Annotated in this window: 23 protein-coding genes; 17 read left to right on the plus strand and 6 right to left on the minus strand. The window is 71.0% G+C overall.

Annotated elements, in window-relative coordinates; genetic code table 11:
- Positions 1–3: 3 nt before the first annotated feature.
- Together ACIGEZ_RS15230 and ACIGEZ_RS15235 are read right to left on the minus strand one after the other, a co-directional pair.
- Positions 4–1,359, minus strand: coding sequence for a D-arabinono-1,4-lactone oxidase (locus ACIGEZ_RS15230; protein ID WP_399830815.1), 1,356 nt, complete (start codon positions 1,357–1,359; stop codon positions 4–6).
- The gene (locus tag ACIGEZ_RS15235; RefSeq protein WP_399830817.1) at positions 1,283–2,560 is read right to left on the minus strand and encodes an MFS transporter; all 1,278 of its coding nucleotides are present in this window, start codon (positions 2,558–2,560) and stop codon (positions 1,283–1,285) included. The genes ACIGEZ_RS15230 and ACIGEZ_RS15235 overlap by 77 nt, the downstream gene beginning before the upstream one ends.
- A 158-nt stretch (positions 2,561–2,718) precedes the next feature.
- Between ACIGEZ_RS15235 and ACIGEZ_RS15240 the strand changes: the two genes are divergently transcribed.
- The gene (locus ACIGEZ_RS15240) at positions 2,719–3,846 is read left to right on the plus strand and encodes a ferrochelatase (RefSeq protein WP_399830820.1); all 1,128 of its coding nucleotides are present in this window, start codon (positions 2,719–2,721) and stop codon (positions 3,844–3,846) included.
- Positions 3,847–3,858: 12 nt separating this feature from the next.
- On the plus strand, positions 3,859–4,659 hold the full coding sequence (locus tag ACIGEZ_RS15245) for an inositol monophosphatase family protein (RefSeq protein WP_399830823.1): 801 nt from the start codon (positions 3,859–3,861) through the stop codon (positions 4,657–4,659).
- Positions 4,660–4,725: 66 nt separating this feature from the next.
- On the opposite strand, the gene ACIGEZ_RS15250 is transcribed toward ACIGEZ_RS15245, so the two are convergent.
- Complete coding sequence (locus ACIGEZ_RS15250) at positions 4,726–4,899, minus strand: hypothetical protein (RefSeq protein WP_399830825.1); 174 nt, start codon at positions 4,897–4,899, stop codon at positions 4,726–4,728.
- A gap of 349 nt (positions 4,900–5,248) precedes the next feature.
- Here ACIGEZ_RS15250 and ACIGEZ_RS15255 point away from each other — a divergent pair, with 349 nt between their 5' ends.
- From ACIGEZ_RS15255 to ACIGEZ_RS15270, 4 genes are all read left to right on the plus strand, one after another.
- Complete coding sequence (locus tag ACIGEZ_RS15255; RefSeq protein ID WP_158991339.1) at positions 5,249–5,902, plus strand: response regulator transcription factor; 654 nt, start codon at positions 5,249–5,251, stop codon at positions 5,900–5,902.
- A 6-nt stretch (positions 5,903–5,908) separates the two neighbouring features.
- Positions 5,909–7,144 carry a sensor histidine kinase gene (locus ACIGEZ_RS15260; protein ID WP_399830829.1) on the plus strand — a complete coding sequence of 412 codons (1,236 nt, stop codon included), beginning with the start codon at positions 5,909–5,911 and terminating at the stop codon, positions 7,142–7,144.
- Positions 7,145–7,540: 396 nt separating this feature from the next.
- Complete coding sequence (locus tag ACIGEZ_RS15265) at positions 7,541–7,837, plus strand: DUF4193 domain-containing protein (RefSeq protein ID WP_003955561.1); 297 nt, start codon at positions 7,541–7,543, stop codon at positions 7,835–7,837.
- Positions 7,838–7,848: 11 nt separating this feature from the next.
- The gene (locus tag ACIGEZ_RS15270) at positions 7,849–8,847 is read left to right on the plus strand and encodes a hypothetical protein (RefSeq protein WP_399830831.1); all 999 of its coding nucleotides are present in this window, start codon (positions 7,849–7,851) and stop codon (positions 8,845–8,847) included.
- Between the two features lie 57 nt (positions 8,848–8,904).
- Here ACIGEZ_RS15270 and ACIGEZ_RS15275 read toward each other — a convergent pair whose 3' ends face one another.
- Entirely contained in the window at positions 8,905–9,387 is a 483-nt protein-coding gene (locus ACIGEZ_RS15275; protein ID WP_399830834.1) for a DUF3093 domain-containing protein, read from the minus strand.
- 58 nt (positions 9,388–9,445) lie between these two features.
- On the opposite strand from ACIGEZ_RS15275, the gene ACIGEZ_RS15280 reads away from it, so the two are divergent.
- The 8 genes from ACIGEZ_RS15280 to ACIGEZ_RS15315 all read left to right on the plus strand — a co-directional run bounded on the left by ACIGEZ_RS15280 (position 9,446) and on the right by ACIGEZ_RS15315 (position 17,017).
- Entirely contained in the window at positions 9,446–10,030 is a 585-nt protein-coding gene (locus ACIGEZ_RS15280) for a PaaI family thioesterase (RefSeq protein WP_399830836.1), read from the plus strand.
- Positions 10,030–10,542, plus strand: coding sequence for a dUTP diphosphatase (dut, locus tag ACIGEZ_RS15285; protein ID WP_399830839.1), 513 nt, complete (start codon positions 10,030–10,032; stop codon positions 10,540–10,542). Before ACIGEZ_RS15280 ends, dut begins: the two co-directional genes overlap by 1 nt.
- Position 10,543: 1 nt before the next feature.
- Positions 10,544–11,308 carry a DUF3710 domain-containing protein gene (locus ACIGEZ_RS15290; protein ID WP_399830843.1) on the plus strand — a complete coding sequence of 255 codons (765 nt, stop codon included), beginning with the start codon at positions 10,544–10,546 and terminating at the stop codon, positions 11,306–11,308.
- A gap of 355 nt (positions 11,309–11,663) precedes the next feature.
- Positions 11,664–12,332 carry an ABC transporter ATP-binding protein gene (locus ACIGEZ_RS15295; RefSeq protein ID WP_399831469.1) on the plus strand — a complete coding sequence of 223 codons (669 nt, stop codon included), beginning with the start codon at positions 11,664–11,666 and terminating at the stop codon, positions 12,330–12,332.
- A gap of 100 nt (positions 12,333–12,432) precedes the next feature.
- Positions 12,433–15,006 (plus strand): ATP-binding protein, encoded by a 2,574-nt coding sequence (locus ACIGEZ_RS15300; protein WP_399830846.1) that lies wholly within the window; start codon positions 12,433–12,435, stop codon positions 15,004–15,006.
- A gap of 90 nt (positions 15,007–15,096) precedes the next feature.
- Positions 15,097–15,783, plus strand: a complete 687-nt coding sequence (locus ACIGEZ_RS15305) for a response regulator (protein WP_399830848.1) — start codon at positions 15,097–15,099, stop codon at positions 15,781–15,783.
- Between the two features lie 46 nt (positions 15,784–15,829).
- Positions 15,830–16,228: an OB-fold nucleic acid binding domain-containing protein gene (locus ACIGEZ_RS15310; RefSeq protein ID WP_399830851.1), complete on the plus strand. Its 399-nt coding sequence runs from the start codon at positions 15,830–15,832 to the stop codon at positions 16,226–16,228.
- A gap of 3 nt (positions 16,229–16,231) precedes the next feature.
- Positions 16,232–17,017 carry a DUF3159 domain-containing protein gene (locus ACIGEZ_RS15315; protein ID WP_399830853.1) on the plus strand — a complete coding sequence of 262 codons (786 nt, stop codon included), beginning with the start codon at positions 16,232–16,234 and terminating at the stop codon, positions 17,015–17,017.
- A gap of 84 nt (positions 17,018–17,101) precedes the next feature.
- On the opposite strand, the gene ACIGEZ_RS15320 is transcribed toward ACIGEZ_RS15315, so the two are convergent.
- Both ACIGEZ_RS15320 and ACIGEZ_RS15325 read right to left on the minus strand, forming a co-directional pair.
- Positions 17,102–17,779, minus strand: coding sequence for a potassium channel family protein (locus ACIGEZ_RS15320; protein ID WP_399830855.1), 678 nt, complete (start codon positions 17,777–17,779; stop codon positions 17,102–17,104).
- Positions 17,779–18,447, minus strand: a complete 669-nt coding sequence (locus tag ACIGEZ_RS15325; RefSeq protein ID WP_399830857.1) for a potassium channel family protein — start codon at positions 18,445–18,447, stop codon at positions 17,779–17,781. Before ACIGEZ_RS15325 ends, ACIGEZ_RS15320 begins: the two co-directional genes overlap by 1 nt.
- Before the next feature lie 255 nt (positions 18,448–18,702).
- Here ACIGEZ_RS15325 and ACIGEZ_RS15330 point away from each other — a divergent pair, with 255 nt between their 5' ends.
- The 3 genes from ACIGEZ_RS15330 to ACIGEZ_RS15340 all read left to right on the plus strand — a co-directional run bounded on the left by ACIGEZ_RS15330 (position 18,703) and on the right by ACIGEZ_RS15340 (position 23,354).
- Positions 18,703–20,754: an APC family permease gene (locus ACIGEZ_RS15330; RefSeq protein ID WP_399830860.1), complete on the plus strand. Its 2,052-nt coding sequence runs from the start codon at positions 18,703–18,705 to the stop codon at positions 20,752–20,754.
- Between the two features lie 75 nt (positions 20,755–20,829).
- Positions 20,830–22,158 (plus strand): class I SAM-dependent RNA methyltransferase, encoded by a 1,329-nt coding sequence (locus ACIGEZ_RS15335; protein ID WP_399830863.1) that lies wholly within the window; start codon positions 20,830–20,832, stop codon positions 22,156–22,158.
- Positions 22,159–22,490: 332 nt separating this feature from the next.
- Complete coding sequence (locus ACIGEZ_RS15340) at positions 22,491–23,354, plus strand: serine/threonine-protein kinase (RefSeq protein WP_399830865.1); 864 nt, start codon at positions 22,491–22,493, stop codon at positions 23,352–23,354.
- The last annotated feature ends 164 nt before the right edge of the window (positions 23,355–23,518 follow it).

The raw sequence follows: 23,518 nt of genomic DNA on the forward strand, positions 1-23,518 counted from the left end.
CCGTCAGTCGCCCAGCACCCGGCGCAGATAGTCGTTGGCGAACCGCCGGTCCGGGTCCAGCCGGTCGCGCAGCGCCGTGAACTCGGCGAACCTCGGGTAGGCCTTCTCGAAGTAGGCCGCGTCCCGGGTGTGGACCTTGCCCCAGTGCGGCCGGCCGCCGTGCGCCGTCATGATGCTCTCCACCGCGGTGAAGTACCCGCGGTGCGGCGTGCCCTTGTAGAGGTGCACGGCGATGTACGCCGTCTCCCGGTCCGACGCCGTGGAGAGCGCGATGTCGTCGGCCGGCGCCGTGCGCACCTCCACCGGGAAGCTGACCTTGAGCGGCGAGCGCTCCACCATCGCCTTCACCTCGCGCAGCGCCGCCACCGCCGCTTCGCGCGGCAGCGCGTACTCCATCTCCAGGAAGCGGACCCGGCGCGGCGAGGTGAACACCTTGTACGGGATGTCGGTGTACGTACGGGCCGACAGGGCGCGGCTGGAGACCTTCGCGATCGACGGGATGAGCGGCGGCACGGCGCGCCCCACCGAGCAGGCGGCCTGGAAGAGGCCGTTGGAGAGCAGCTCGTCCTCGATCCAGCCGCTGACCTTCCCGGGCGGGGCGGCGGGGCCCGCGCTGCGGTTGTTGCGCTTGGTGTTGCAGTTGTCGGTGTGGGGGAACCAGTAGAACTCGAAATGCTCGTTCTCGGCGTGCAGCGCGTCGAACTCCGAGGTCACGCGGTCGAAGGACATCGGCTCCTCGCGCGCGGTGAGCAGGAAGACCGGCTCCACGGCGAAGGTGATGGCGGTGACCACGCCGAGCGCGCCGAGACCGATCCGGGCCGCCGCGAACACCTCCGGGTTCTCCGTCGCCGAGCAGGTCATCAGGCGCCCGTCGGCGGTGACCAGTTCGAGCGCGCGGATCTGCGCGGCGATCGAGGCCGACTCGCGGCCGGTGCCGTGGGTGCCCGTGGAGGTGGCCCCGGCGACCGTCTGCTCCATGATGTCGCCCATGTTCGTGAGCGACAGGCCCTCCCGGGCCAGCGCCACGTTGAGCCGCTTGAGCGGGGTGCCGGACTCCACGGTGACCGTCATGGCCTCGCGGTCGATCCTGCGGATGCCGGTGAGGAGATGGGGCCGGATGAGCACCCCGTCGGTGGCCGCGATCGAGGTGAAGGAGTGGCCGGTGCCGACCGTCTTCACCCGCAGCCCGTCCTCGGTGGCCTTGCGCAGGGCGTCGGCGAGCTCCTCGGCCGAGGCAGGGCTCACCTCCCGCACCGGGCGGGAGGTGACGTTCCCGGCCCAGTTACGCCACGTGCTGCTCGCCGTCCCGGTGTTCCCCCACCGCTGCGGCTGCGTCTGCGCTTTCGTCGGCTTGCTCAAGCTGCCCCTCCCGCGTCGGCACCGGCCTGCTCAGCCGGCGGTAGCCGAGGAGTGCCACCGCGACCGCGAGCGCACCCGAGACGACGGGCACCACGTACCCCGCCTCCGCCCCGGACGCGTCGACCACCCAGCCGGCGGCCGAGGAGCCCAGCGCCACACCGATCGCGAGCCCGGTCCCTGTCCAGGTCATGCCCTCGGTCAGCTTGGTGCGCGGTACGTGCGCTTCGACGAGGGCCATCGTGGTCACCATCGTCGGCGCGATGGAGAGGCCCGCGACAAAGAGCGCCACGGCCAGCAACGGCAAGTTCCCGGCCAGTAGGAGGGGGATCATACTCACGGCCATCGCGCAGACGCCCACAAGCCACCTGAGGGCCGGCAGGCCCTTGAGGTGGAGCAGTCCGAAGACGGCGCCGGCCAGGCAGGACCCCAGTGCGTAGACGGCCAGAACGAGGCTTGCGGCGGCCTTGTGGCCCTGCTCCTCGGCGAAGGCGACGGTGACGACGTCGACCGAACCGAAGATGGCGCCGGTGGCGACGAAGGCGAGGGCGAGGACCTGCAGGCCGGGGGAGCGCAGCGCGGAGCCGCCGGCGTGCTCGGTGTGCGGGTGCGGGACGGGCTCGGTGGCCCGCTGCGCGGTCAGCCAGAAGACGCCGATGGCCAGGAAGATCCCGGCGAGCAGCGGGCCGGCCTCGGGGAACCAGATGGTCGACAGGCCGATGGAGATGATCGGCCCGAAGATGAAGCACACCTCGTCGACGATCGACTCCCAGGAGTAGGCGGTGTGCAGCCGCCGGGACTCGCCGCGGTAGATGTCCGCCCACCGGGCCCGGGTCATCGCGCCGACGCTGGGGACGCAGCCGATGAAGGCGGTGAACACGAACAACGTCCAGTCCGGGGCCTTCTGCTGGACGCAGATCAGCAGGCCGGCGCCCGCCACGAGCGAGATCAGGGTGGCCGGGCGCAGCACCCGCCGCTGGCCGTACCGGTCGACCAGGCGGGAGATCTGAGGGCCGATGACGGCGGCGGACATCGCGAGGGCCGCGGAGAGCGCGCCCGCAAGGCCGTACCGCCCGGTGACCTGCGAGATCATGGTCACGATGCCGATGCCCATCATGGACAGCGGCATACGGCCGAGGAATCCGGCCAGGGAGAAGGCCGTGGTGCCGGGGGCCGCGAAGATCGCGCGATAGGGACTGGGCAAGGGGATCTCCGGGCTTCGGGCAATGCGGATCCGCACGTGTCGGCTCAACACGTGTAATTAATATCTAAAGCCTACGGTGTTGAACTGATTTGGTCACCCATTTTTTTTCGGTCGGGCCGGGCCGCCGGCCGTCGGAGCCGGGTGGGAGGATCGGTGCCATGTCCGACGAGCTCGATCCCGCCCCGTACGACGCCCTGCTGCTGCTCTCCTTCGGTGGCCCCGAGGGCCCGGACGACGTGGTCCCGTTCCTGGAGAACGTGACCCGCGGCCGCGGCATCCCCAAGGAACGGCTGAAGGAAGTGGGGCAGCACTACTTCCTCTTCGGTGGCGTCAGCCCCATCAACGACCAGAACCGCGCCCTGCTCGACGCCCTGCGCGCGGACTTCGCCGATGCCGGTCTCGACCTGCCGGTCTACTGGGGAAACCGGAACTGGGCGCCGTACCTCACCGACACCCTGCGCGAGATGATCACCGACGGCCGACGCCATATCGCCGTCCTCGCGACCAGCGCGTACGCCTCGTACTCCGGCTGCCGCCAGTACCGCGAGAACCTGGCCGACTCCCTCGCCACCCTGGAAGCGGAAGGGCTGCCGCTGCCCCGGGTCGACAAGCTCCGGCACTACTTCAACCACCCCGGCTTCGTCCGCCCCATGGTCGAGGGCGTGCTCTCCTCGCTCGGCGAGCTCGACGCCTCCGTACGGGCCGGGGCGCACCTCGCGTTCACCACCCACTCCATCCCCGACTCGGCCGCCGACACCTCGGGACCGGTCGCCGACCACGGCGCAGGTGGCGCCTACGTCGAGCAGCACCTGGACGTGGCCCGGCTGATCGTCGACGCGGTGCGCGAGGAGACCGGCGTCGAGCACCCCTGGAAGCTCGTCTACCAGTCGCGCAGCGGCGCCCCGCACATCCCGTGGCTGGAGCCGGACATCTGCGACCACCTGGAGGAGCTCCACGGCGCAGGTGCCCCCGCGGTCGTCATGGTGCCCATCGGCTTCGTCTCCGACCACATGGAGGTCCTGTACGACCTCGACACCGAGGCCACCGCGAAGGCCGCCGAGCTCGGGCTGCCGGTGCGGCGCTCGGCCACCGTCGGGGCCGACCCGCGGTTCGCCGCGGCCGTGCGCGAGCTCGTCCTGGAGCGCGCCGCGAATGAGCGCGGGGAGCGCGCCGAGCGCTGCGCCCTCGGCGCGCTCGGGCCCTCGCACGACCTCTGCCCGATCGGCTGCTGCCCCGCGCGGGCGGAGCGGCCGGCCGCCGCCGGTGCCGACAGTCCGTACGCGTAAGGAGCCCGACCCGTGACCGATCCCCTGCTGCAGGAACTGCTCGACCTCGCCCTGGAGGCCGGGCGACGGGCCGGAGCGCTGCTGCGCGACGGGCGGCCGGACGACCTGGCCGTGGCGAAGACCAAGACGAGCGCCGTCGACGTCGTGACCGAGATGGACATCGCCGCCGAGAAACTGATCACCGGCTTCCTCTCCGAGCACCGCCCCCAGGACGGCTTCCTCGGCGAGGAGGGCGCCGCCACCCCCGGGACCAGCGGCATCCGCTGGGTCATCGACCCGCTCGACGGCACCGTGAACTACCTCTACGGGCTGCCGACCTGGGCCGTCTCCATCGCCGCCGAGCGGGCTGGCGAGACCCTCGTCGGCGTCGTCGAGGTCCCGCTGCGCGGCGAGACCTTCCACGCGGTCCTCGGCGGCGGCGCCTGGCTGAACGGCCGGCGCCTCGCCGTCCGCCCCTCGCCGGAGCTCGACCAGGCCCTGGTCGCCACCGGCTTCGCGTACGTCCAGAGCCGTCGCGCCCACCAGGCCGACGTCGCCCAGCGCCTCATCCCGCGCGTCCGCGACATCCGCCGCGGCGGCTCCGCCGCCATCGACCTCTGTGACGTCGCCGCCGGCCGCCTCGACGCCTACTACGAGCGCGGCCTCAACCCCTGGGACCTCGCGGCAGGCGACCTGATCGCCCGCGAGGCGGGCGCCCTGACCGGCGGCCGCCCGGGCCGGCCCGCCTCGGGCGAGCTGGCCCTGGCGGCCTCCGAGGGCGTCTTCGGGCCCCTCCAGGGCTTCCTGGAGGAGGCGGGGGCCTGGCACGGCTGAGGGCCGCCCGGACGCGAGTGGGCCCCCGGAATCAGCGATTCCGGGGGCCCACTCGCGTGTGCGGGGTCAGGCGCAGCGCGCGCCGACCTCCACTCCGTGTTCGGCGGCCAGGCGATGCAGGTCGTCGAGCTCGGCCTGCTCGACCTCCGCGAGGAAGTCGTCGCCCGTCTCACGAGCGCGCGTGAGGTCCGACTGCGTGGTCCTGATGCGGTGCAGCAGCCCTGCGGTGAAAGCGTCCATCGTGCGCCCCCTCGTCGTGGGTCGGTGGCACGGGGAGTGCCGGGGGTGGGTGGATCACACACTGCTACCTCTGGGGGACAGAGAGCGGTAGGTGGCGTGCCACCTACAGGGTGTGATCGCGGGGTGTGCAGACGTCCTCCCCAGCACCTTCCTCACAGAAACCTCAACTGGCCCGTGAATCAGGTGAATTCTTCCCACGGCCTCCTTCCGGCCCCGTCCCCGCCCGCCCCGCACCTCCGTCTTACAGCCGGTTTACGCGCGTTCGGGGCAGGATGGACACGCACAGTCAGTGCGCAGAACCGCCCCGTCCGCCTCCAGGACCACGGGCTCCAGGAAAGGACCTACAGACGTGCGCGTACTCGTCGTCGAGGACGAGCAGCTGCTCGCCGATGCGGTGGCCACCGGACTGCGCCGGGAGGCCATGGCCGTCGACGTCGTGTACGACGGCGCCGCGGCCCTCGAGCGGGTCGGGGTCAACGACTACGACGTCGTCGTCCTCGACCGGGACCTCCCGCTCGTCCACGGCGACGACGTCTGCCGCAAGATCGTCGAGCTCGGCATGCCGACCCGCGTCCTGATGCTCACCGCCTCCGGCGACGTCAGCGACCGCGTGGAGGGCCTGGAGCTCGGTGCGGACGACTACCTGCCCAAGCCCTTCGCCTTCACCGAGCTCACCGCCCGCGTGCGGGCCCTCGGCCGGCGCACCACGGTGCCGCTCCCGCCCGTCCTGGAGCGCGCCGGCATCAAGCTCGACCCCAACCGCCGCGAGGTCTTCCGCGACGGCAAGGAGGTCCAGCTCGCGCCCAAGGAGTTCGCGGTCCTGGAGGTCCTGATGCGCAGCGAGGGCGCCGTCGTCTCGGCGGAGCAGCTCCTGGAGAAGGCCTGGGACGAGAACACCGACCCGTTCACCAACGTCGTACGCGTGACCGTCATGACCCTGCGCCGCAAGCTCGGCGAGCCCCCGGTGATCGTCACCGTCCCCGGCTCGGGCTACCGGATCTGACCCCCGATGGCACAGACCCCGGCGCCGCTCCACGCGCCTCCGAAGCCGACCTGGGACCCCAGGGACCCGGTCCGCCCGCTGCTGCGTCCGACCATCCGGATAAGACTCACGCTGCTCTACGGCGGGATGTTCCTGATCGCCGGCATCCTGCTGCTCGCGATCATCTACCTGTTCACCGCGCAGGCCCTGCGGGACAGCACCTCCCAGCTGCCCTTCAAGGTGGTCAGCGGCACCATCACGCCGACCACCGACTGGTGCCAGCTGCCCAAGGAGTCCAACACCGAGACGCTCAGCAACGCCGCCACGATGTGTCTGCGTCACCAGAGCGACCTCGCGCTGGACGACCTGCTGCGCCGCTCCCTGTTCGCGCTGCTGGGCCTGAGCATCATCGCCTTCGCCTTCGGGTACGCGATGGCGGGCCGGGTGCTCTCCCCGCTGGGCAGGATCACCCGGACCGCCCGCCAGGTGGCCGGATCCGATCTGTCCCGGCGGATCGAGCTGGACGGGCCGGACGACGAGCTGAAGGAGCTCGCCGACACCTTCGACGAGATGCTGGAGCGCCTGGAGCGCGCCTTCACCGCCCAGCAGCGCTTCGTCGCCAACGCCTCGCACGAGCTGCGCACCCCGCTCGCGATTAACCGGACCCTCCTCGAGGTCCAGATGTCCGACCCCGGGGCGCCGGTGGAGCTCCAGCAGCTCGGCAAGACCCTGCTGGCCACCAACGAGCGCAGCGAGCAGCTGGTCGAGGGCCTGCTGCTGCTGGCCCGCAGCGACAACGAGATCGTCGAGCGCAAGCCCGTGGACCTGGCCGAGGTCGCCTCGCGCGCCATGGACCAGGTGCACGCCGAGGCCGAGGCCAAGGGCGTGGAGTTCCGCGGCGAGCGGGCCGTGGCGGTCGTCCAGGGCAACGGTGTCCTGCTGGAGCGGATCGCCATGAACCTGCTGCAGAATGCCGTGCGGTACAACGTGCCGGAGGGCGGCTGGGTGGAGGTCACCACCGAGACCCAGAACGGCCAGGCGGTCCTGGAGGTGTCCAACACCGGACCCGTCGTCCCCGCGTACGAGATCGACAACCTTTTCGAGCCATTCCGGCGGCTCCGTCAGGACCGCACCGGGAGCGACAAGGGCGTCGGCCTCGGCCTGTCGATCGCGCGATCCGTCGCGCGTGCCCACGGCGGCCGTATCATCGCGGAGCCCCGAGAGGGCGGTGGTCTCGTGATGCGTGTCACTCTTCCGATCTGACACGCTGGACGAGCCGTCCGGTTCCGTTCGCTTTGCGCGGAATTTCCGGTTCTTGTTCCTGAGACGGTCCTGTGTGATCGATCACAGGGATGCGTGTCCGGCCGTCCACTCTCCGTGATCGCGAATTCCGTCGGAAAACCCGGAAAAGTCCGGGTTTCCGGGGGTCACAATGGCGGGAAGTACACGGGGTGGCACCCGTGAGGGACGACCGACGGACCGTGTACGGTCCGGTTCGCCACCCAAAGCCGGTCACTCGTGAGAGGGCCGATTGGGTGTCGATTGAGTAACAGACCTTGATGTGAGGCAAAATCTCCGCCTCGGGTCGGGCACAAGTCCGGCCTCTCACGCGTTACGTGCGCTGGAGACACCGCAAACCACCCAGAGGGGGAGAGCGACATGGCAACGGATTACGACACCCCACGCAAGACCGACGACGACGTCGACTCGGACAGCCTTGAAGAACTGAAGGCCCGCCGGAACGACAAGTCGACCTCGACCGTCGACGTAGACGAGTTCGAGGCCGCAGAGGGGCTGGAGCTCCCGGGCGCCGACCTTTCGAACGAGGAGCTGGCCGTCCGGGTCCTGCCCAAGCAGGCGGACGAGTTCACCTGCATGAGCTGCTTCCTCGTGCACCACCGCAGCCAGCTGGCTCGGGAGAAGAACGGCCAGCCGATCTGCCGCGACTGCGACTGAGATCAACGGCCGTGGCAGGCGACACACCGTCTCGGAAGCGGCGGCTCCGACTCCGTAGGAGTCCGGAGGCGTACCAGGGCGGCTCAGGCCCGGCAGAGGGCGCCCAGAAGGCATCCTCGGCCGAGCACTCCGCCCCCCTGCCCACACCTGGCGCACGTGACGACGGGCGGGGCCCCACGGCCTCGCTCGAAGCGGCCGATGCGTCGCACCGGGCCGACCTCCGGCCCACCCCGGACCAGCGGGGCGACACCACCAAGCGGGGCGTCTTCCGGCGCGTCGCCAACCCCGCGCGCGTGCGGGTCGAACGGATCAAGCTCGACAGCGCCCGTATCGAGGCCGTACGGCGCGGAGTGAAACGCGGCGGTCAGGGCGCCAAGGCCGGCGTCGGCTACCTCGCCGACCGGGTCATCGAGCTCGCCCCGCGCGTGCCCGTACGGGACCTGGCGACCCTGCGCAGGCATTTCCCCGGGCTCGGCCCGGAGCAGATCGCCGACAAACTCGTCGTCGGCGCGGCCAACGCCAGTGCCACCGTCGGCGCCGGCATCGGAGCGGCCGCCATGATGCCCGTACCCCCCGCGATGCCCGCCGAGCTGGCCGCGGAGATCACCGGCGTCGCCGCCATCGAACTGAAGCTCATCGCCGAGCTGCACGAGCTGTACGGCGTGCGGCCGCCCGGCACGCTCACCCAGCGCTCGACCGCCTACCTGACCTCCTGGGCCGAGGAGCGGGGCATCGACCCCACCAAGCCCACCACGGTCAACGCCGCCCTCGGCGGCCAGCTGAAGCGCGAACTGCGCCAGCAGATCATGAAGCGCATGGTGCGCAACCTGCCGAACCTCACCCCGTTCCTGGTGGGCGCGGCCGTCGGCGCGATCATGAACAGGCGCGACACCAGGAAGCTCGCCGCGCACATCCGCAAGGACCTGCGCCGCCGCCAGGTCCCCTGGGACGCCCTCCCCGCCCAGCCTCCGCTGGAGCAGCCGGAGAACCCCAAGGAGATCGACTTCTAGGGCCCGTTCCAGGCCTGTGTCACGGCCTGTTCCAGGGCCCGCCCGCAGGTCAGGGCGTCAGGCGGCCCGGGCCTCGCTGCGGGCCGCCTCCAGGGCCGCCACCAGGGCCTCGGGATCCCGGCTCGACAGATAGACGTACGGCGTCGGGTCCGCCTGGTCCGTCACCTCGACCCGTACGGCCGTCGGCACGTAGCTGCGCATCAGCATGAAGGCCCGCGGATCGGCCTTGTGGCTGCGCCAGGCGCGCGCCTCCTCCGCGTCGAGCGCCTCGGGCGCCCCGAGCGCCGACACCGGAATCCGCGCGTCCCCCGCGACCAGCGAACCGGCCACCACCCGGATCCGGGCCGAGCCGTACGAGGACACCGCCACCGCGGCGAGCGCGGCCGCGACGATCACGCCGCCCAGCGTCGGCACCGTGCCCAGCGGGAACATGACCAGACCGCCGGAAAGGCCCAGCAGGACCACGATCACCCACCAGGAGGCGGGTGCGGTGAGGCGTTCGTCGAAGCTCGGAGCGGAGGACGGTGCGGAAGGCTGCATGGCTCCAAGCTTGGCACGGCGCGACCCGCGCCCGGCCGCGCGGGTAAGGTCTGCGCCTGTGACTGGAACATCTGCCGCTCTCACACCGCCGGCCGACGCCGTACCGCCGGTACGCCACCCGGACGCGCCCGCCCCCGGCGAGCTGCTCGGCGCGCACTACGAGCACTGCTTCGGCTGCGGCGGCGGGCAGCCCCACGGGCTGCACCTCGAGGCGCGGGCGGGCGAGGGCGTGACCGTCACCGCCGAGTTCACGGTGACTCCCGACCACCAGGGCGCCCCCGGCCTCGCGCACGGCGGTGTGCTCGCCACGGCGCTCGACGAGACCCTCGGCTCGCTGAACTGGCTGCTGCGGGTCATCGCCGTCACCGGCCGGCTCGAGACCGACTTCGCGCGGCCCGTTCCGGTCGGCACCGTGCTCCACCTGGCGGCCGAGGTCACCGCGGTGCGCGGCCGCAAGATCTACTCGACCGCCGTCGGCCGGATCGGCGGGCCCGATGGCCCCGTCGCCGTCCGTGCCGACGCCCTCTTCATAGAGGTGAAGGTCGACCACTTCATCGACAACGGCCGCCCGGAGGAGATCCGCGCCGCCATGTCCGACCCCGACCAGGTCAGGCGCGCACGCGCCTTCGAGGTGAACCCCTGATGCGCAATCCCGTCGACGTACTCATCCGCCGCCTGGACCCGGAGGTGCCGATCCCGGCCTACGGCCACCCCGGCGACGCGGGCGCCGATCTGGTGACGACCGAGCCCGCCGTACTGGCCCCGGGGGAGCGGGCGGTACTGCCCACCGGAGTCTCCATCGCCCTGCCCGACGGCTACGCGGCCTTCGTGCACCCCCGGTCCGGCCTGGCAGCCCGCTGCGGCGTCGCGCTGGTGAATGCCCCGGGGACGGTCGATGCCGGGTACCGTGGAGAGATCAAGGTGATCGTGGTCAATCTGGACCCGCGCGAGAGCGTGCGGTTCGAACGATTCGACCGGATTGCCCAACTTGTCGTCCAGCAGGTCGAGAAGGTGCGCTTCCACGAGGTGGCGGAGCTTCCCGGCTCGGCGCGGGCCGAGGGGGGCTTCGGGTCCACCGGCGGTCATGCCGCCGTGGACGGCACAACGGGTGGGAATCGATACGCTTCGGTCGTATCCGACCGGGAAGGACAGTGACGTGTTCGGACGTCGCAAGAAGAGCGGTGCCGCTGAGGACGCAGCGGGCGAGGCCGAGCAGGTCGTCGACGCGGTGGACAGCGAGGAGGCGGCCGACGCCGCCCCGCGCCGGGTGAACCTTCCGCCGGCGCCCCGGCCCGACGGTCCCTGGGACATCTCCGAGGTCACCACGCCCGACGAGGGCCGCGTGGACCTCGGCGGCATCTTCGTGCCCGGAGTCGAGGGCATGGAGCTGCGCGTGGAGGTGGCGGGCGACGCGATCGTCGCGGCCACCGTCGTGCTGCGCGACAGCGCCGTGCAGCTCCAGGCGTTCGCCGCTCCCAAGAAGGAAGGCATCTGGGGCGAGGTCCGCGAGGAGATCGCCACCGGCATCACCCAGCAGGGCGGTGTCATCGACGAGGTCGAGGGCCCGCTGGGCTGGGAGCTGCGTGCCCAGGTGCCCGTACAGCTGCCGGACGGCAACCGGGGCGTGCAGCTCGTGCGCTTCGTCGGCGTCGACGGTCCGCGCTGGTTCCTGCGCGGCGTGATCTCCGGCCAGGGCGCGGTGCAGCCCGAGGCGGCGGGTCTGCTGGAGCAGATCGTCCGGGACACCGTGGTCGTCCGCGGCGAGGGCCCGATGGCCCCGCGCGACCCGATCGTCCTCAAGCTGCCCAACGACGCGCAGATGGTGCCGGACGGCGTGCAGCAGGAGGACCAGGCCGGCTCCCGCTTCTCCGGCGGCATGGGCCAGCTGCAGCGCGGCCCGGAGATCTCCGAGGTCCGCTGACCGGCGACGACCGACCGTGCGGCTGACGGCCGTGCGGCTTTGACCGACCGTGCGGCTGATCGGCTGGCCGACTGGCCGGTGGGTCGGCTGCCCGGCCGGCCGATGGGTCGGCTGCCCCGCTGACCTGCGCTGAGCACGCCCGATGGGCTGTTCCCGCCTCCCCGTACGAGCCGTACGGGAGGGACGGGAGCAGCCCATCGGGCTTTGTCCACAGGGCTTCGTCCACAGGCCTGGCACGGGCCGACGGCCCCGGCCCATACTGACTGCGCACACGTTCGGACGAGGGGGGACCACGGTGAGTGAGAGCAACGCGCGGACCGGCACGGCCGTGATCGAGGACCCGGCGGGGGCGCCGATGGTCCGGGTAGAGAACCTGCACCGGTCCTACGGGACGGGCGCAGCCGCCGTGCACGCCCTGCGCGGGGTCTCCTTCGACATCCCGCGCGGCGAGCTGGTCGCCCTCAAGGGCCGCTCCGGCTCCGGCAAGACCACCCTGCTCAACCTCGTGGGCGGCCTCGACAGCGCCGACCAGGGCAGCATCGTCATCGACGGCACCGACCTGGCCGAGCTCGGCGAGGACGGCCTCCTGGAGCTGCGCCGTGACCGGATCGGCTTCATCTTCCAGTCCTTCGGCCTCATACCGATCCTGACCGCCGCGGAGAACGTGGGGGTGCCGATGCGGCTGCGCAAGGCCGACCCGAAGGAGCGCGAGGAGCGGGTCGCCCTGCTGCTCGCCCTGGTGGGGCTCGCCGGCCACGCGGCCCAGCGCCCCGGGGAGCTCTCCGGCGGCCAGCAGCAGCGCGTCGCCATCGCCCGCGCGCTCGCCAACCGGCCGGCCCTGCTGATAGCCGACGAACCGACCGGCCAGCTCGACGCCGAGACGGGCCTCGCGGTCATGGAGCTCCTTCGGGCCGTGGTGCGCAGCGAGGGCTGTACGGCGCTGGTCGCCACGCACGACTCCCAGCTGCTCGGCCTGGCCGACCGGGTCCTGGAGCTGAGCGACGGCGAGATCATCGAGCACTGACCCGCCGGTCCGGGACGGCGGCATCAGGATCACGTCAATACGCCGCCGGGCCACCCACACCCGCACGGAATGTCCGTTTCGCTGGACGTAAGGTCGTGCCATGGGACGCGGCAGACTACGGATCTACCTGGGGGCGGCACCGGGCGTCGGCAAGACGTACGCGATGCTCTCCGAGGGCCATCGCCGCGTCGAGCGGGGTACGGACCTGGTGGTGGCGTTCGTGGAGCATCACGACCGGCCGCGGACCGAAGTGATGCTGCACGGTCTGGAGCAGGTGCCGCGCCAGGAGCTCGAGTACCGGGGCGCCGCGTTCCCCGAGATGGACATCGACGCCGTCCTGGCGCGCAGGCCCGCCGTCGCGCTCGTGGACGAGCTCGCCCACACCAACGTCCCCGGCTCGCGCAATCCCAAGCGGTGGCAGGACGTGGAGGAGCTGCTGGCGGCGGGGATCGACGTCATATCGACGGTCAACATCCAGCACCTGGAGTCGCTGGGTGACGTGGTCGAGTCGATCACGGGGGTGCGGCAGCGGGAGACGGTTCCGGACGAGATCGTGCGGCGGGCCGACCAGATCGAGCTGGTCGACATGTCGCCACAGGCGCTGCGCCGCCGGATGGCGCACGGCAACATATACAAGCCGGACAAGGTCGACGCGGCCCTGTCCAACTACTTCCGCCCGGGCAACCTGACCGCGCTGCGCGAGCTGGCGCTGCTGTGGACGGCCGACCGGGTCGACGAGTACCTGCGCCAGTACCGCGGCGAGCACAACATCCGGTCCACCTGGCAGGCCCGGGAGCGGATCGTGGTCGGGCTCACCGGCGGGCCCGAGGGCCGCACCCTGATCCGGCGGGCCAGCCGGCTCGCCGAGAAGGGCGCGGGCGGCGAGGTGCTCGCCGTCTACATCTCCCGCAGCGACGGCCTCACCTCCGCGTCCCCGAAGGAGCTGGCCGACCAGCGGACCCTCGTCGAAGACCTGGGCGGAACGTTCCACCACGTCATAGGCGACGACATCCCCTCCGCCCTGCTCGAGTTCGCCCGCGGAGTCAACGCCACCCAGATCGTCCTCGGCTCCAGCCGCCGCCGCTCCTGGCAGTACGTCCTCGGCCCCGGCGTCGGACAGACCGTCGCCCGCGACTCGGGCCCCGACCTCGACGTCCACATCGTCACCCACGAGGAGGCCGCCAAGGGCCGCGGCCTGCCCGTGGCCCGCGGCGCCCGGCTCGGACGCGCCCGGATCGTCTGGGGCTGGGTGGTCGGCGTCGCAGGACCCACGCTCCTCGCCCTCCTGCTCACCCATGTCGACGCCGAGCTCGGGCTCGCCAACGACATGCTGCTCTTCCTGGCCCTGACCGTGGCGGCCGCCCTCCTTGGCGGGCTGCTCCCGGCCCTGGCCTCGGCAGCCGTCGGCTCGCTGCTGCTCAACTGGTTCTTCACCCCGCCGCTACACCGGCTGACCATCGCCGACCCCAAGAACATCGTCGCCATCGCCGTCTTCTTCGGCGTCGCCATGTCGGTGGCCTCCGTGGTCGACCTGGCCGCCCGCCGCACCCACCAGGCCGCGCGGCTGCGCGCAGAGTCCGAGGTCCTGTCCTATCTCGCGGGCAGCGTCCTGCGCGGCGAGTCCAGCCTGGAGTCCCTGCTGGAACGGGTCCGGGAGACCTTCTCCATGGAGTCCGTCGCCCTCCTGGAGCGGGCCGGCGACCTCGAACCGTGGACCTGCGCGGCCAGCGTCGGCGCGCGGCCCGTCGAGCGCCCCGAGGACGCCGACGTCGACATGCCGGTCGGCGACCATCTCGCCCTCGCCCTGACCGGCCGGGTCCTGCCGGCCGAGGACCGGCGCGTGCTCGGTGCCTTCGCCGCCCAGGCCGCCGTCGCCCTCGACCGCCAGCGGCTCGTCGACCAGGCCGAGGAGGCCCGCAAACTGGCCGAGGGCAACAAGATCCGCACCTCGCTCCTCGCCGCGGTCAGCCACGACCTGCGCACCCCGCTCGCCGGCATCAAGGCGTCCGTCTCCTCGCTGCGCTCCGACGACGTCGAATGGTCCGACGAGGACCAGGCGGTCCTGCTCGAAGGCATCGAGGACGGCGCCGACCGCCTCGACCACCTCGTGGGCAACCTCCTCGACATGTCCCGGCTCCAGACCGGCACCGTCACCCCGCTCATCCGCCCCACCGACCTGGACGAGGTCGTCCCGATGGCCCTCGGCGGCGTCCCCGACGGCAGCGTCGAACTCGACATCCCCGAGACCCTCCCGATGGTCGCCGTCGACCGCGGCCTCCTGGAGCGCGCGGTCGCCAACGTCGTCGAGAACGCCGTCAAGTACAGCCCCGGCGGTGCCCCGGTCACCGTCGGGGCGAGCGTTCTCGGAGAGCGCCTCGAACTGCGCGTGACCGACCGCGGCCCCGGCGTCCCGGACGAGAGCAAGGACGGCATCTTCGAACCGTTCCAGCGCTTCGGCGACGCCCCGCGCGGCTCCGGAGTGGGCCTGGGCCTCGCCGTCGCCCGCGGCTTCGTCGAGGCCATGGGCGGCACCATCACCGCCGAGGACACCCCCGGCGGCGGACTCACCATGGTCCTCACCCTCAGGACCGCCGGAAGCACCGGGCCGGCGCCGGACGCCGCCGAGGCCACGATCCCGGCTGACTACGTCACGTACCCCGGGCCCACCCCGTAACGTCCGTCACGCCGTAGCCTCCGTAACCCCGTACCAGCGAACACCCGCACCAGCGAACCCCCGTACCAGCGAAAAGGAAGGCGACCCTCCATGACCCGGGTCCTCGTGGTCGACGACGAGCCACAGATCGTCCGCGCCCTGGTGATCAACCTGAAGGCGCGGAAGTACGAGGTCGACGCCGCGCCCGACGGCGCCACCGCCCTGAGGCTGGCCGCCGAACGCCACCCCGACGTCGTCGTCCTCGACCTCGGACTGCCCGACATGGACGGCGTCGAGGTCATCAAGGGGCTGCGCGGCTGGACCCGCGTGCCGATCCTCGTACTGTCCGCCCGGCAGACCTCCGACGAGAAGGTCGAGGCGCTCGACGCCGGCGCCGACGACTACGTCACCAAGCCCTTCGGCATGGACGAACTGCTCGCCCGGCTGCGCGCCGCGGTCCGCCGGGCCGAGCCGGTCGGCGGAAGCGAGGACGGGGTCGTGGTCGTCGAGACCGACGGCTTCACGGTCGACCTGGCCGCCAAGAAGGTCCACCGTGACGGCAAGGACGTCCGGCTCACTCCCACCGAGTGGCACCTCCTGGAGGTCCTGGTCCGCAACAGCGGCCGCCTGGTCAGCCAGAAACAGCTGCTCCAGGAGGTCTGGGGACCCTCGTACGGGACCGAGACGAACTACCTGCGGGTCTACATGGCGCAGCTGCGGCGCAAGCTGGAGCAGGACCCCTCGCACCCGCGGCACTTCGTCACCGAACCGGGCATGGGATACCGCTTCGAACACTGAGTTCGGTGCCGGGTTCGCTGTCGTCGGGGGCCGGTACGCTTTCTGTATGAGTGCTGCACCGCGTACTGAGAAGCCGGTCGGGCGGTTCCGCCGGATGCTCGACCGCCTGTCCACCTCGCAGGAGGAACTGGAGTCGGTGGAGCTCCAGGAGGACTCCGCGGCGTCGGGGTGCACGCGCATCTCCGACTGCTCGGACCGCCAGATAGTCAAGGTGACTGGTACGTTGCGGACGGTCACCCTGCGTCCCAGGGCCGGTGTGCCCGCGCTGGAGGCCGAGCTGTTCGACGGCACGGCCCCGCTGGACGTCGTGTGGCTGGGCCGCCGGTCCATCGTGGGCATCGAGCCGGGCCGCAAGCTGATCGCCTCCGGCCGGATCTCCATGAGCCACGGCCGGCGGGTCCTCTTCAACCCCAAATACGAGCTCCGACCGCTCGGACAGGAGTAGCCGGTGACGTCAGTCGACAAGCCGACCGCCGACAAGCCGCCCACCGACAAGCCGACCGCCGACCAGGACGCCCAGGCCGACAGGGCGGTGACCGAGGCCGCCCTCTTCGAGGCGTTCGGCGGCGTGCGCGGCATGGTGGAGACGGTCCTGCCGGGCCTGCTCTTCGTCACGATCTACACGATCAACAAGAACCTGCACTTCTCGGCGATCGCCGCCCTCGCCGTGTCCCTGGTCCTCGTCGCCGTCCGGCTGATCCGCCGCGACACCGTCAAGCACGCCTTCAGCGGCGTCTTCGGCGTGGCCTTCGGCGTGGTCTTCGCGATGATGACCGGCAACGCCAAGGACTTCTACCTGCCGGGCATGCTCTACACGCTCGGCCTCGGCCTCGCGTACATCATCACGACCCTCGCGGGCGCCCCGCTGATCGGCCTGATCCTCGGCCCGGTCTTCAAGGAGAACCTCTCCTGGCGCACCCGTAACCCCGGCCGTAAGAAGGCGTACGCGAAGGCCAGCTGGGCCTGGGGCCTGATCCTGCTCGCCAAGTGCGCGATCCTCTTCCCGCTGTACTGGTGGGCCGACACCACCCAGCTGGGCTGGGTCCTGGTCGCCCTGAAGATCCCGCCGTTCCTGCTCGCGGTCTATCTGACCTGGGTCTTCCTCGCCAAGGCGCCGCCGCCGATCGACGTCTTCGCCGAGATGGAGGCCGAGGAGAAGGCCGAGAAGGCGGAAAGGGCCGAGAAGGCGGAGCAGGCCCGCAAGGCCGAGGCTCAGGGCCGCCCGGAGGCGTAGACCCGCTCGGCCTGCTCGCTCGTACGCGAAAGGGGCCCGGGACCTGTCACAGGTCCCGGGCCCCTCCTCGTACCCCTGCACGGGTCAGGACTCGGTCGGCTCCCGGCGGACCGACAGCAGGTCCTCCAGCTGCTCCTCGCGCGCCTGGGCGGCCACGAACAGCAGCTCGTCGCCCGCCTCCAGGGTCTCCTCCGCGCTCGGCGTGAGGACCCGCGAGCCGCGGATGATGGTGACCAGCGAGGTGTCCTGCGGCCAGGCCACATCGCCCACCTGCGTCCCCGCGATCGCCGACTCCGGCGGCAGCGTCAGCTCCACCAGGTTGGCGTCGCCGTGGCTGAAGCGCAGCAGCCGGACCAGGTCGCCGACGCTCACCGCCTCCTCCACCAGGGCCGACATCAGACGCGGCGTTGAGACGGCGACGTCCACGCCCCAGGCCTCGTTGAACAGCCACTCGTTCTTCGGGTTGTTGACCCGCGCGACCACGCGCGGCACGCCGTACTCGGTCTTGGCGAGCAGCGAGACGACCAGGTTCACCTTGTCGTCGCCGGTCGCCGCGATGACGACGTTGCAACGCTGGAGCGCCGCCTCGTCGAGCGAGGTGATCTCGCAGGCGTCGGCGAGCAGCCACTCCGCCTGGGGCACCCGCTCCACCGAGATGGCGGTCGGCGCCTTGTCGATGAGCAGGACCTCGTGGCCGTTCTCCAGGAGCTCGCCCGCGATGGAACGGCCCACCGCGCCGGCGCCGGCAATAGCGACACGCATCAGTGACCGCCCTCCTCAGGACCCTCGGCGAAGGCTGCCTCGACCTTGTCGATCTCGTCCGTCCGCATCATCACGTGCACGAGGTCGCCCTCCTGCAGCACCGTCTGCGAGGTCGGAAGAATCGCTTCGCCCAGCCGGGTGAGAAACGCCACGCGCACCCCCGTCTCCTCCTGGAGCCGACTGACCTTGTGACCGATCCACGCGGCGGAGGTGTGCACCTCCGCGAGCTGCACCCCGCCGCTCGGGTCGCGCCACAGCGGCTCGGCCCCGGACGGCAGCAGTCGCCGCAGCATCTGGTCGGCGGTCCAGCGGACCGTCGCGACGGTCGGAATGCCCAGGCGCTGGTAGACCTCGGCGCGCCGCGGGTCGTAGATACGGGCGGCGACGTTCTCGATGCCGAACATCTCGCGCGCGACCCGCGCGGCGATGATGTTGGAGTTGTCACCGCTGCTCACCGCGGCGAAGGCACCGGCCTCCTCGATCCCCGCCTCACGCAGCGTGTCCTGGTCGAAGCCCACGCCCGTGACACGGCGGCCGCCGAAACCGGAGCCCAGACGGCGGAAGGCCGTCGGGTCCTGGTCCACGACCGCGACCGTGTGCCCCTGCTGCTCCAGGGTCTGCGCGAGAGCGGCTCCCACTCGCCCGCAGCCCATGATGACGATGTGCACGTCCCCTTACCCCGCACTCCTGATCGCCCTACTGACCTGCGAAAACACCCTGCTCACAACTTTCTGGCCACATCTCGGCCATGTACCCGGCCCGACCGGCCCGGGCCATGGCGGACACGCACAAGCGTGCTGTCCGGTCCGAGCTTATGCGGCAACGATGGCCGGGACCTCATCCGAGGCGGTAACCAGGGAGATTCGGTGCCTATCGGGGGTGCTGGTCGGCATGGCTCTTTTCGAACGCTTACGATCCTCTGCGTGTCCAAACTGACCGACGTGCCCAAACGGATCCTCATCGGGCGGGCCCTGCGCAGCGACAAGCTCGGCGAGACCCTTCTGCCGAAACGCATCGCCCTCCCCGTCTTCGCCTCCGACCCGCTGTCCTCGGTGGCGTACGCACCAGGTGAGGTGCTGCTCGTCCTCTCCGTCGCGGGCCTGTCGGCCTACCACTTCAGCCCGTGGATCGCGCTGGCCGTCGTGGTGCTGATGTTCACGGTCGTCGCGTCGTACCGGCAGAACGTCCACGCCTACCCGAGCGGCGGCGGCGACTACGAGGTCGCCACTACCAACCTCGGCCCGAAGGCCGGACTCACCGTCGCGAGCGCCCTGCTCGTCGACTACGTCCTCACCGTCGCCGTCTCCATCTCCTCCGGCATCGAGAACCTCGGCTCGGCCGTGCCCTTCGTCGTCGAGCACAAGGTGGCCTCCGCCATCGCGGTGATCGTGCTGCTCACGCTGATGAACCTGCGCGGCGTGAAGGAGTCCGGCGGTCTGTTCGCCATCCCGACGTACGTCTTCGTCTTCGGCGTCTTCGCCATGATCGTCTGGGGGGCCTGGCGCGGCATCGTCCTCGACGAGACCATGCGCGCCCCGACCGCCGACTTCGAGATCAAGGCCGAACACCAAGGGCTGGCCGGATTCGCGCTGATCTTCCTGCTGCTGCGCGCCTTCTCCTCCGGCTGTGCGGCGCTCACCGGAGTCGAGGCCATCTCCAACGGCGTGCCCGCCTTCCGCAAGCCCAAGTCGAAGAACGCGGCCACCACCCTCGCGCTCATGGGCGGCCTCGCCGTCACCATGTTCTGCGGCATCATCTTCCTGGCCATGGCCACCGACGTCCGGATGGCCGAGAAGCCCGCCGAGGACCTGCTGCACAACGGTCAGCCGGTCGGCGCGGGCTACGTCCAGGACCCGGTCATCTCCCAGGTCGCCGCCGCCGTCTTCGGCCAGGACACCTTCTTCTTCATCCTGCTGGCCGCCGCCACCGCGCTCGTCCTCTTCCTGGCCGCCAACACGGCGTACAACGGCTTCCCGCTCCTCGGCTCGATCCTCGCCCAGGACCGCTACCTGCCGCGCCAGCTGCACACCCGCGGCGACCGCCTCGCCTTCTCCAACGGCATCGTGCTGCTCGCCGGCGCCGCGGCGCTCCTGGTGTGGATCTACGGGGCCGACTCGACGCGACTGATCCAGCTCTACATCGTCGGCGTCTTCGTCTCCTTCACGCTCAGCCAGATCGGCATGGTCCGGCACTGGAACCGGCACCTGCAGTCCGAGCGGGACCCGGCCAAGCGCCGCCACATGATCCGCTCCCGCGCGATCAACACCTTCGGCGCCTTCTTCACCGGCCTCGTCCTGGTCGTCGTCCTGGCCACCAAGTTCACGCACGGCGCCTGGGTCGCCCTGCTCGGCATGGTGATCTTCTACGTGACGATGACCGCGATCCGCCGGCACTACGACTCCGTCGCCGCCGAGATCGCGGCAGCGGAGGAGCGCCCCGACGAGTACGTCCGCCCCTCCCGGGTCCGCTCGATCGTCCTCGTCTCCAAGCTGCACAAGCCGACCCTGCGCGCCCTGGCGTACGCCAAGCTGCTGCACGCCAGCGAACTGGAGGCGCTCACGGTCAGCGTCGACGCGGCCGAGACGAAGGCGCTCAAGGAGGAGTGGGAGCGGCGCGGCATCAACGTGCCGCTGAAGATCCTCGACTCGCCGTACCGCGAGATCACCCGGCCGGTCGTCGAGTACGTGAAGAACCTCCGCAAGGAGAGCCCGCGCGACGCCGTCTCGGTCTACATCCCCGAGTACGTGGTGGGCCACTGGTACGAGCACCTGCTGCACAACCAGAGCGCGCTCCGCCTCAAGGGCCGCCTGCTCTTCACGCCGGGCGTGATGGTCACGTCCGTCCCGTACCAGCTCCGTTCCTCCGAGGCCGCGAAGAACCGGGCGAGGAAGCGCCAGGAGTGGAACGCGCCGGGATCGGTGCGCCGGGGCCCGGTGGAGAAGCGCGCGAAGGAACCGGCCGCGAAGAGCAACTAGACTGGTGGGCTGCTGTCCGAACAGCAGCCCACGGTCTCTCTTTCTCCTCATCTGATCTCCCTGGAGCCCCCGATCATGCAGAACACCCCTGTTTCGTCGCTGGTCGGGGAGGAGTACGAGGTCGAGGTCGGCCCGGTGGCCCACGGCGGCCACTGCATCGCCCGTACGGAGGCGGGCCGGGTCCTCTTCGTCCGCCACGCCCTTCCGGGCGAGCGGGTGCGGGCCCGGGTCACCGAGGGCGAGGAGACCTCCCGCTTCCTGCGCGCCGACGCTGTCGAGATCCTCGAGGCCTCGAAGGACCGGATCGAGGCGCCGTGCCCCTTCGCGGGCCCCGGCAAGTGCGGCGGCTGCGACTGGCAGCACGCCAAGCCGGGCGCGCAGCGCCGCCTCAAGGGCGAGGTCATCGCCGAGCAGCTGAAGCGGCTCGCGGGCCTCACGCCCGAGGAGGCCGGCTGGGACGGCACGGTCGTGCCGGCCGAGGGCGACAAGCTCCCCGCCGGGCAGGTCCCGCAGTGGCGCACCCGCGTCCAGTACGCGGTCGACGTCGAGGGCCACGCGGGTCTGCGACGTCACCGCTCGCACGAGGTCGAGGTCGTCGACCACTGCATGATCGCGGCCGAGGGCGTCTCCGAGCTCGGCATCGAGAAGCGCACCTGGGAGGGGATGGCGTCGATCGAGGCGATCGCCGCGACCGGCTCCCAGGACCGCCAGGTGATCCTCACCCCGCGCCCGGGGGCGCGCCTGCCCATCGTCGAGCTCGACAAGCCGGTCTCCGTCCTGCGCGTCGAGGAGAAGGACGGCGGCGTCCACCGCGTCCACGGCCGCCCCTTCGTCCGCGAGCGCGCCGACGACCGCACGTACCGGGTCGGCAACGGCGGCTTCTGGCAGGTCCACCCGAAGGCCGCCGACACCCTGATGAAGGCCGTCATGCAGGGCCTGCTGCCCCGCAAGGGCGAGATGGCCCTCGACCTCTACTGCGGCGTCGGCCTCTTCGCCGGCGCCCTCGCCGACCGCCTGGGCGACCAGGGCGCCGTCCTCGGCATCGAGTCCGGCAAGCGCGCGGTGGAGGACGCCCGCCACAACCTGGCCGGCTTCCCGCGCGTCCGCATCGAGCAGGGCAAGGTCGAATCGGTCCTCCCGCGCACGGGCATCACCGACGTCGACCTCATCGTCCTCGACCCCCCGCGCGCGGGCGCCGGCAAGGACACGGTCCGGCACCTGACAAACCTGGGCGCCCGCCGCATCGCCTACGTCGCCTGCGACCCGGCGGCCCTGGCCCGGGACCTGGGCTACTTCCGCGAGGGCGGGTACCGGGTGCGGACGCTGCGGGCGTTCGACCTGTTCCCGATGACGCATCACGTGGAGTGTGTCGCCATCCTGGAGCCGGTGAAGAAGGACGCCTGACCTGGGGTTTTGCGGGTGCGCGGTATGTGCCGTGTGGGCGTTACGGGCGATGTCTTGACGCTGAGATGACGTTCGTGACGCTCATTTGACGCTCGTTCTGATGGGGTGTCAGTCAATTGTCGGGGAGGGCCAGGCCGTGGCGCGCAGCGACGAACAGACGCGCTGCGGCGAAAGCGACGGAGCAACGGCAAGCGAGGCTCGTCGGTTCCGTTTCTCTTTTGTGCGCTCGATGAGGAAGCGTTGCCGACCATTGCCTGAGAAGGCAGTGCCTATCGCCTCGACGCGCGGGCATCGGCCCCTACCGGATCATGGGTCGCCTTGGATCAGGGGGCATGGGCACGGTGTTCGCCGGCCTTGACGACGCCGGTCTACGGGTCGCAGTCAAGGTCGTCCACCCTGCTCAGGCCGACGACGCGGAGTTCCGGGCGCGCTTCCGCCGAGAAGTCCAGCTGTCCGCTCGTGTCCAGGGCCCGTGCCTCATACCCCTGATCGCGGCCGACGTCGAAGCCGCGTCGCCGTGGCTGTCCACTGCCTATGCTCCAGGGCTCACCCTCGATCGGTACATCGCCGCGCACGGGCCGCTGGCCGGTGGAGCCCTCTACGCCTTTGCTACGGGCACAGCCCAGGCTCTCGCGGCCATTCACGCCGCGGGTGTCGTCCACAGGGACGTCAAGCCGCAGAACGTCATCCTGACCCCGGTCGGTCCCCGCGTGCTGGACTTCGGCATCGCTCATGCCGCCGACGGCACATCCGTGACGCGCACCGGCATTCTGACCGGAACCCCAGGATGGATCAGCCCCGAGCACTACCGCACCGGTACAACGGGTCCTGAGGGCGACATGTTCGTCTGGGGCGCCCTCATAGCCTTCGCAGCCACCGGTCGCGCGCCCTTCGGCGGGGGAGCCCCCGACGCGGTCGCCTACCGGGTCATGTCCGAGGATCCTGATCTGCGTGGCCTTCCTGGCGAACTCCACGCCATCGTGCGCAGCGCTCTCGCCAAGGAACCGGGGGACCGAGCCACCGCGTGGGACGCTGCCGAGACATGTGCCGTCCTCCTCGCAGCACAGGCCACACAGGTCGCGCCGACGGGTGCGGAGCTGACACTGGTGGGCGACCCGCTTTCTTCCTTGTGGTCGTCTCCGGTTTGGAGGCCGGAGCCGCACCGGTCACCGTACGGATCATCCTGGAGCCGTTGAAGCACCTGCCCTACCGTCCGAGCAGCAACGTACTCGTCTCCGGCATCAGGGGCGCGCAGAGCCTTGTCTACCCGTTCGAGAGCGTGGAGTAATCCTCGGCCGTGACTGCCATGAGAATGATGACAGCGACGCGAGAACGTGATTTCGGACCGCCCCTTGACGTG

This window comes from Streptomyces sp. NPDC085481 (assembly GCF_044541845.1).
Taxonomy (GTDB): Bacteria; Actinomycetota; Actinomycetes; order Streptomycetales; family Streptomycetaceae; genus Streptomyces.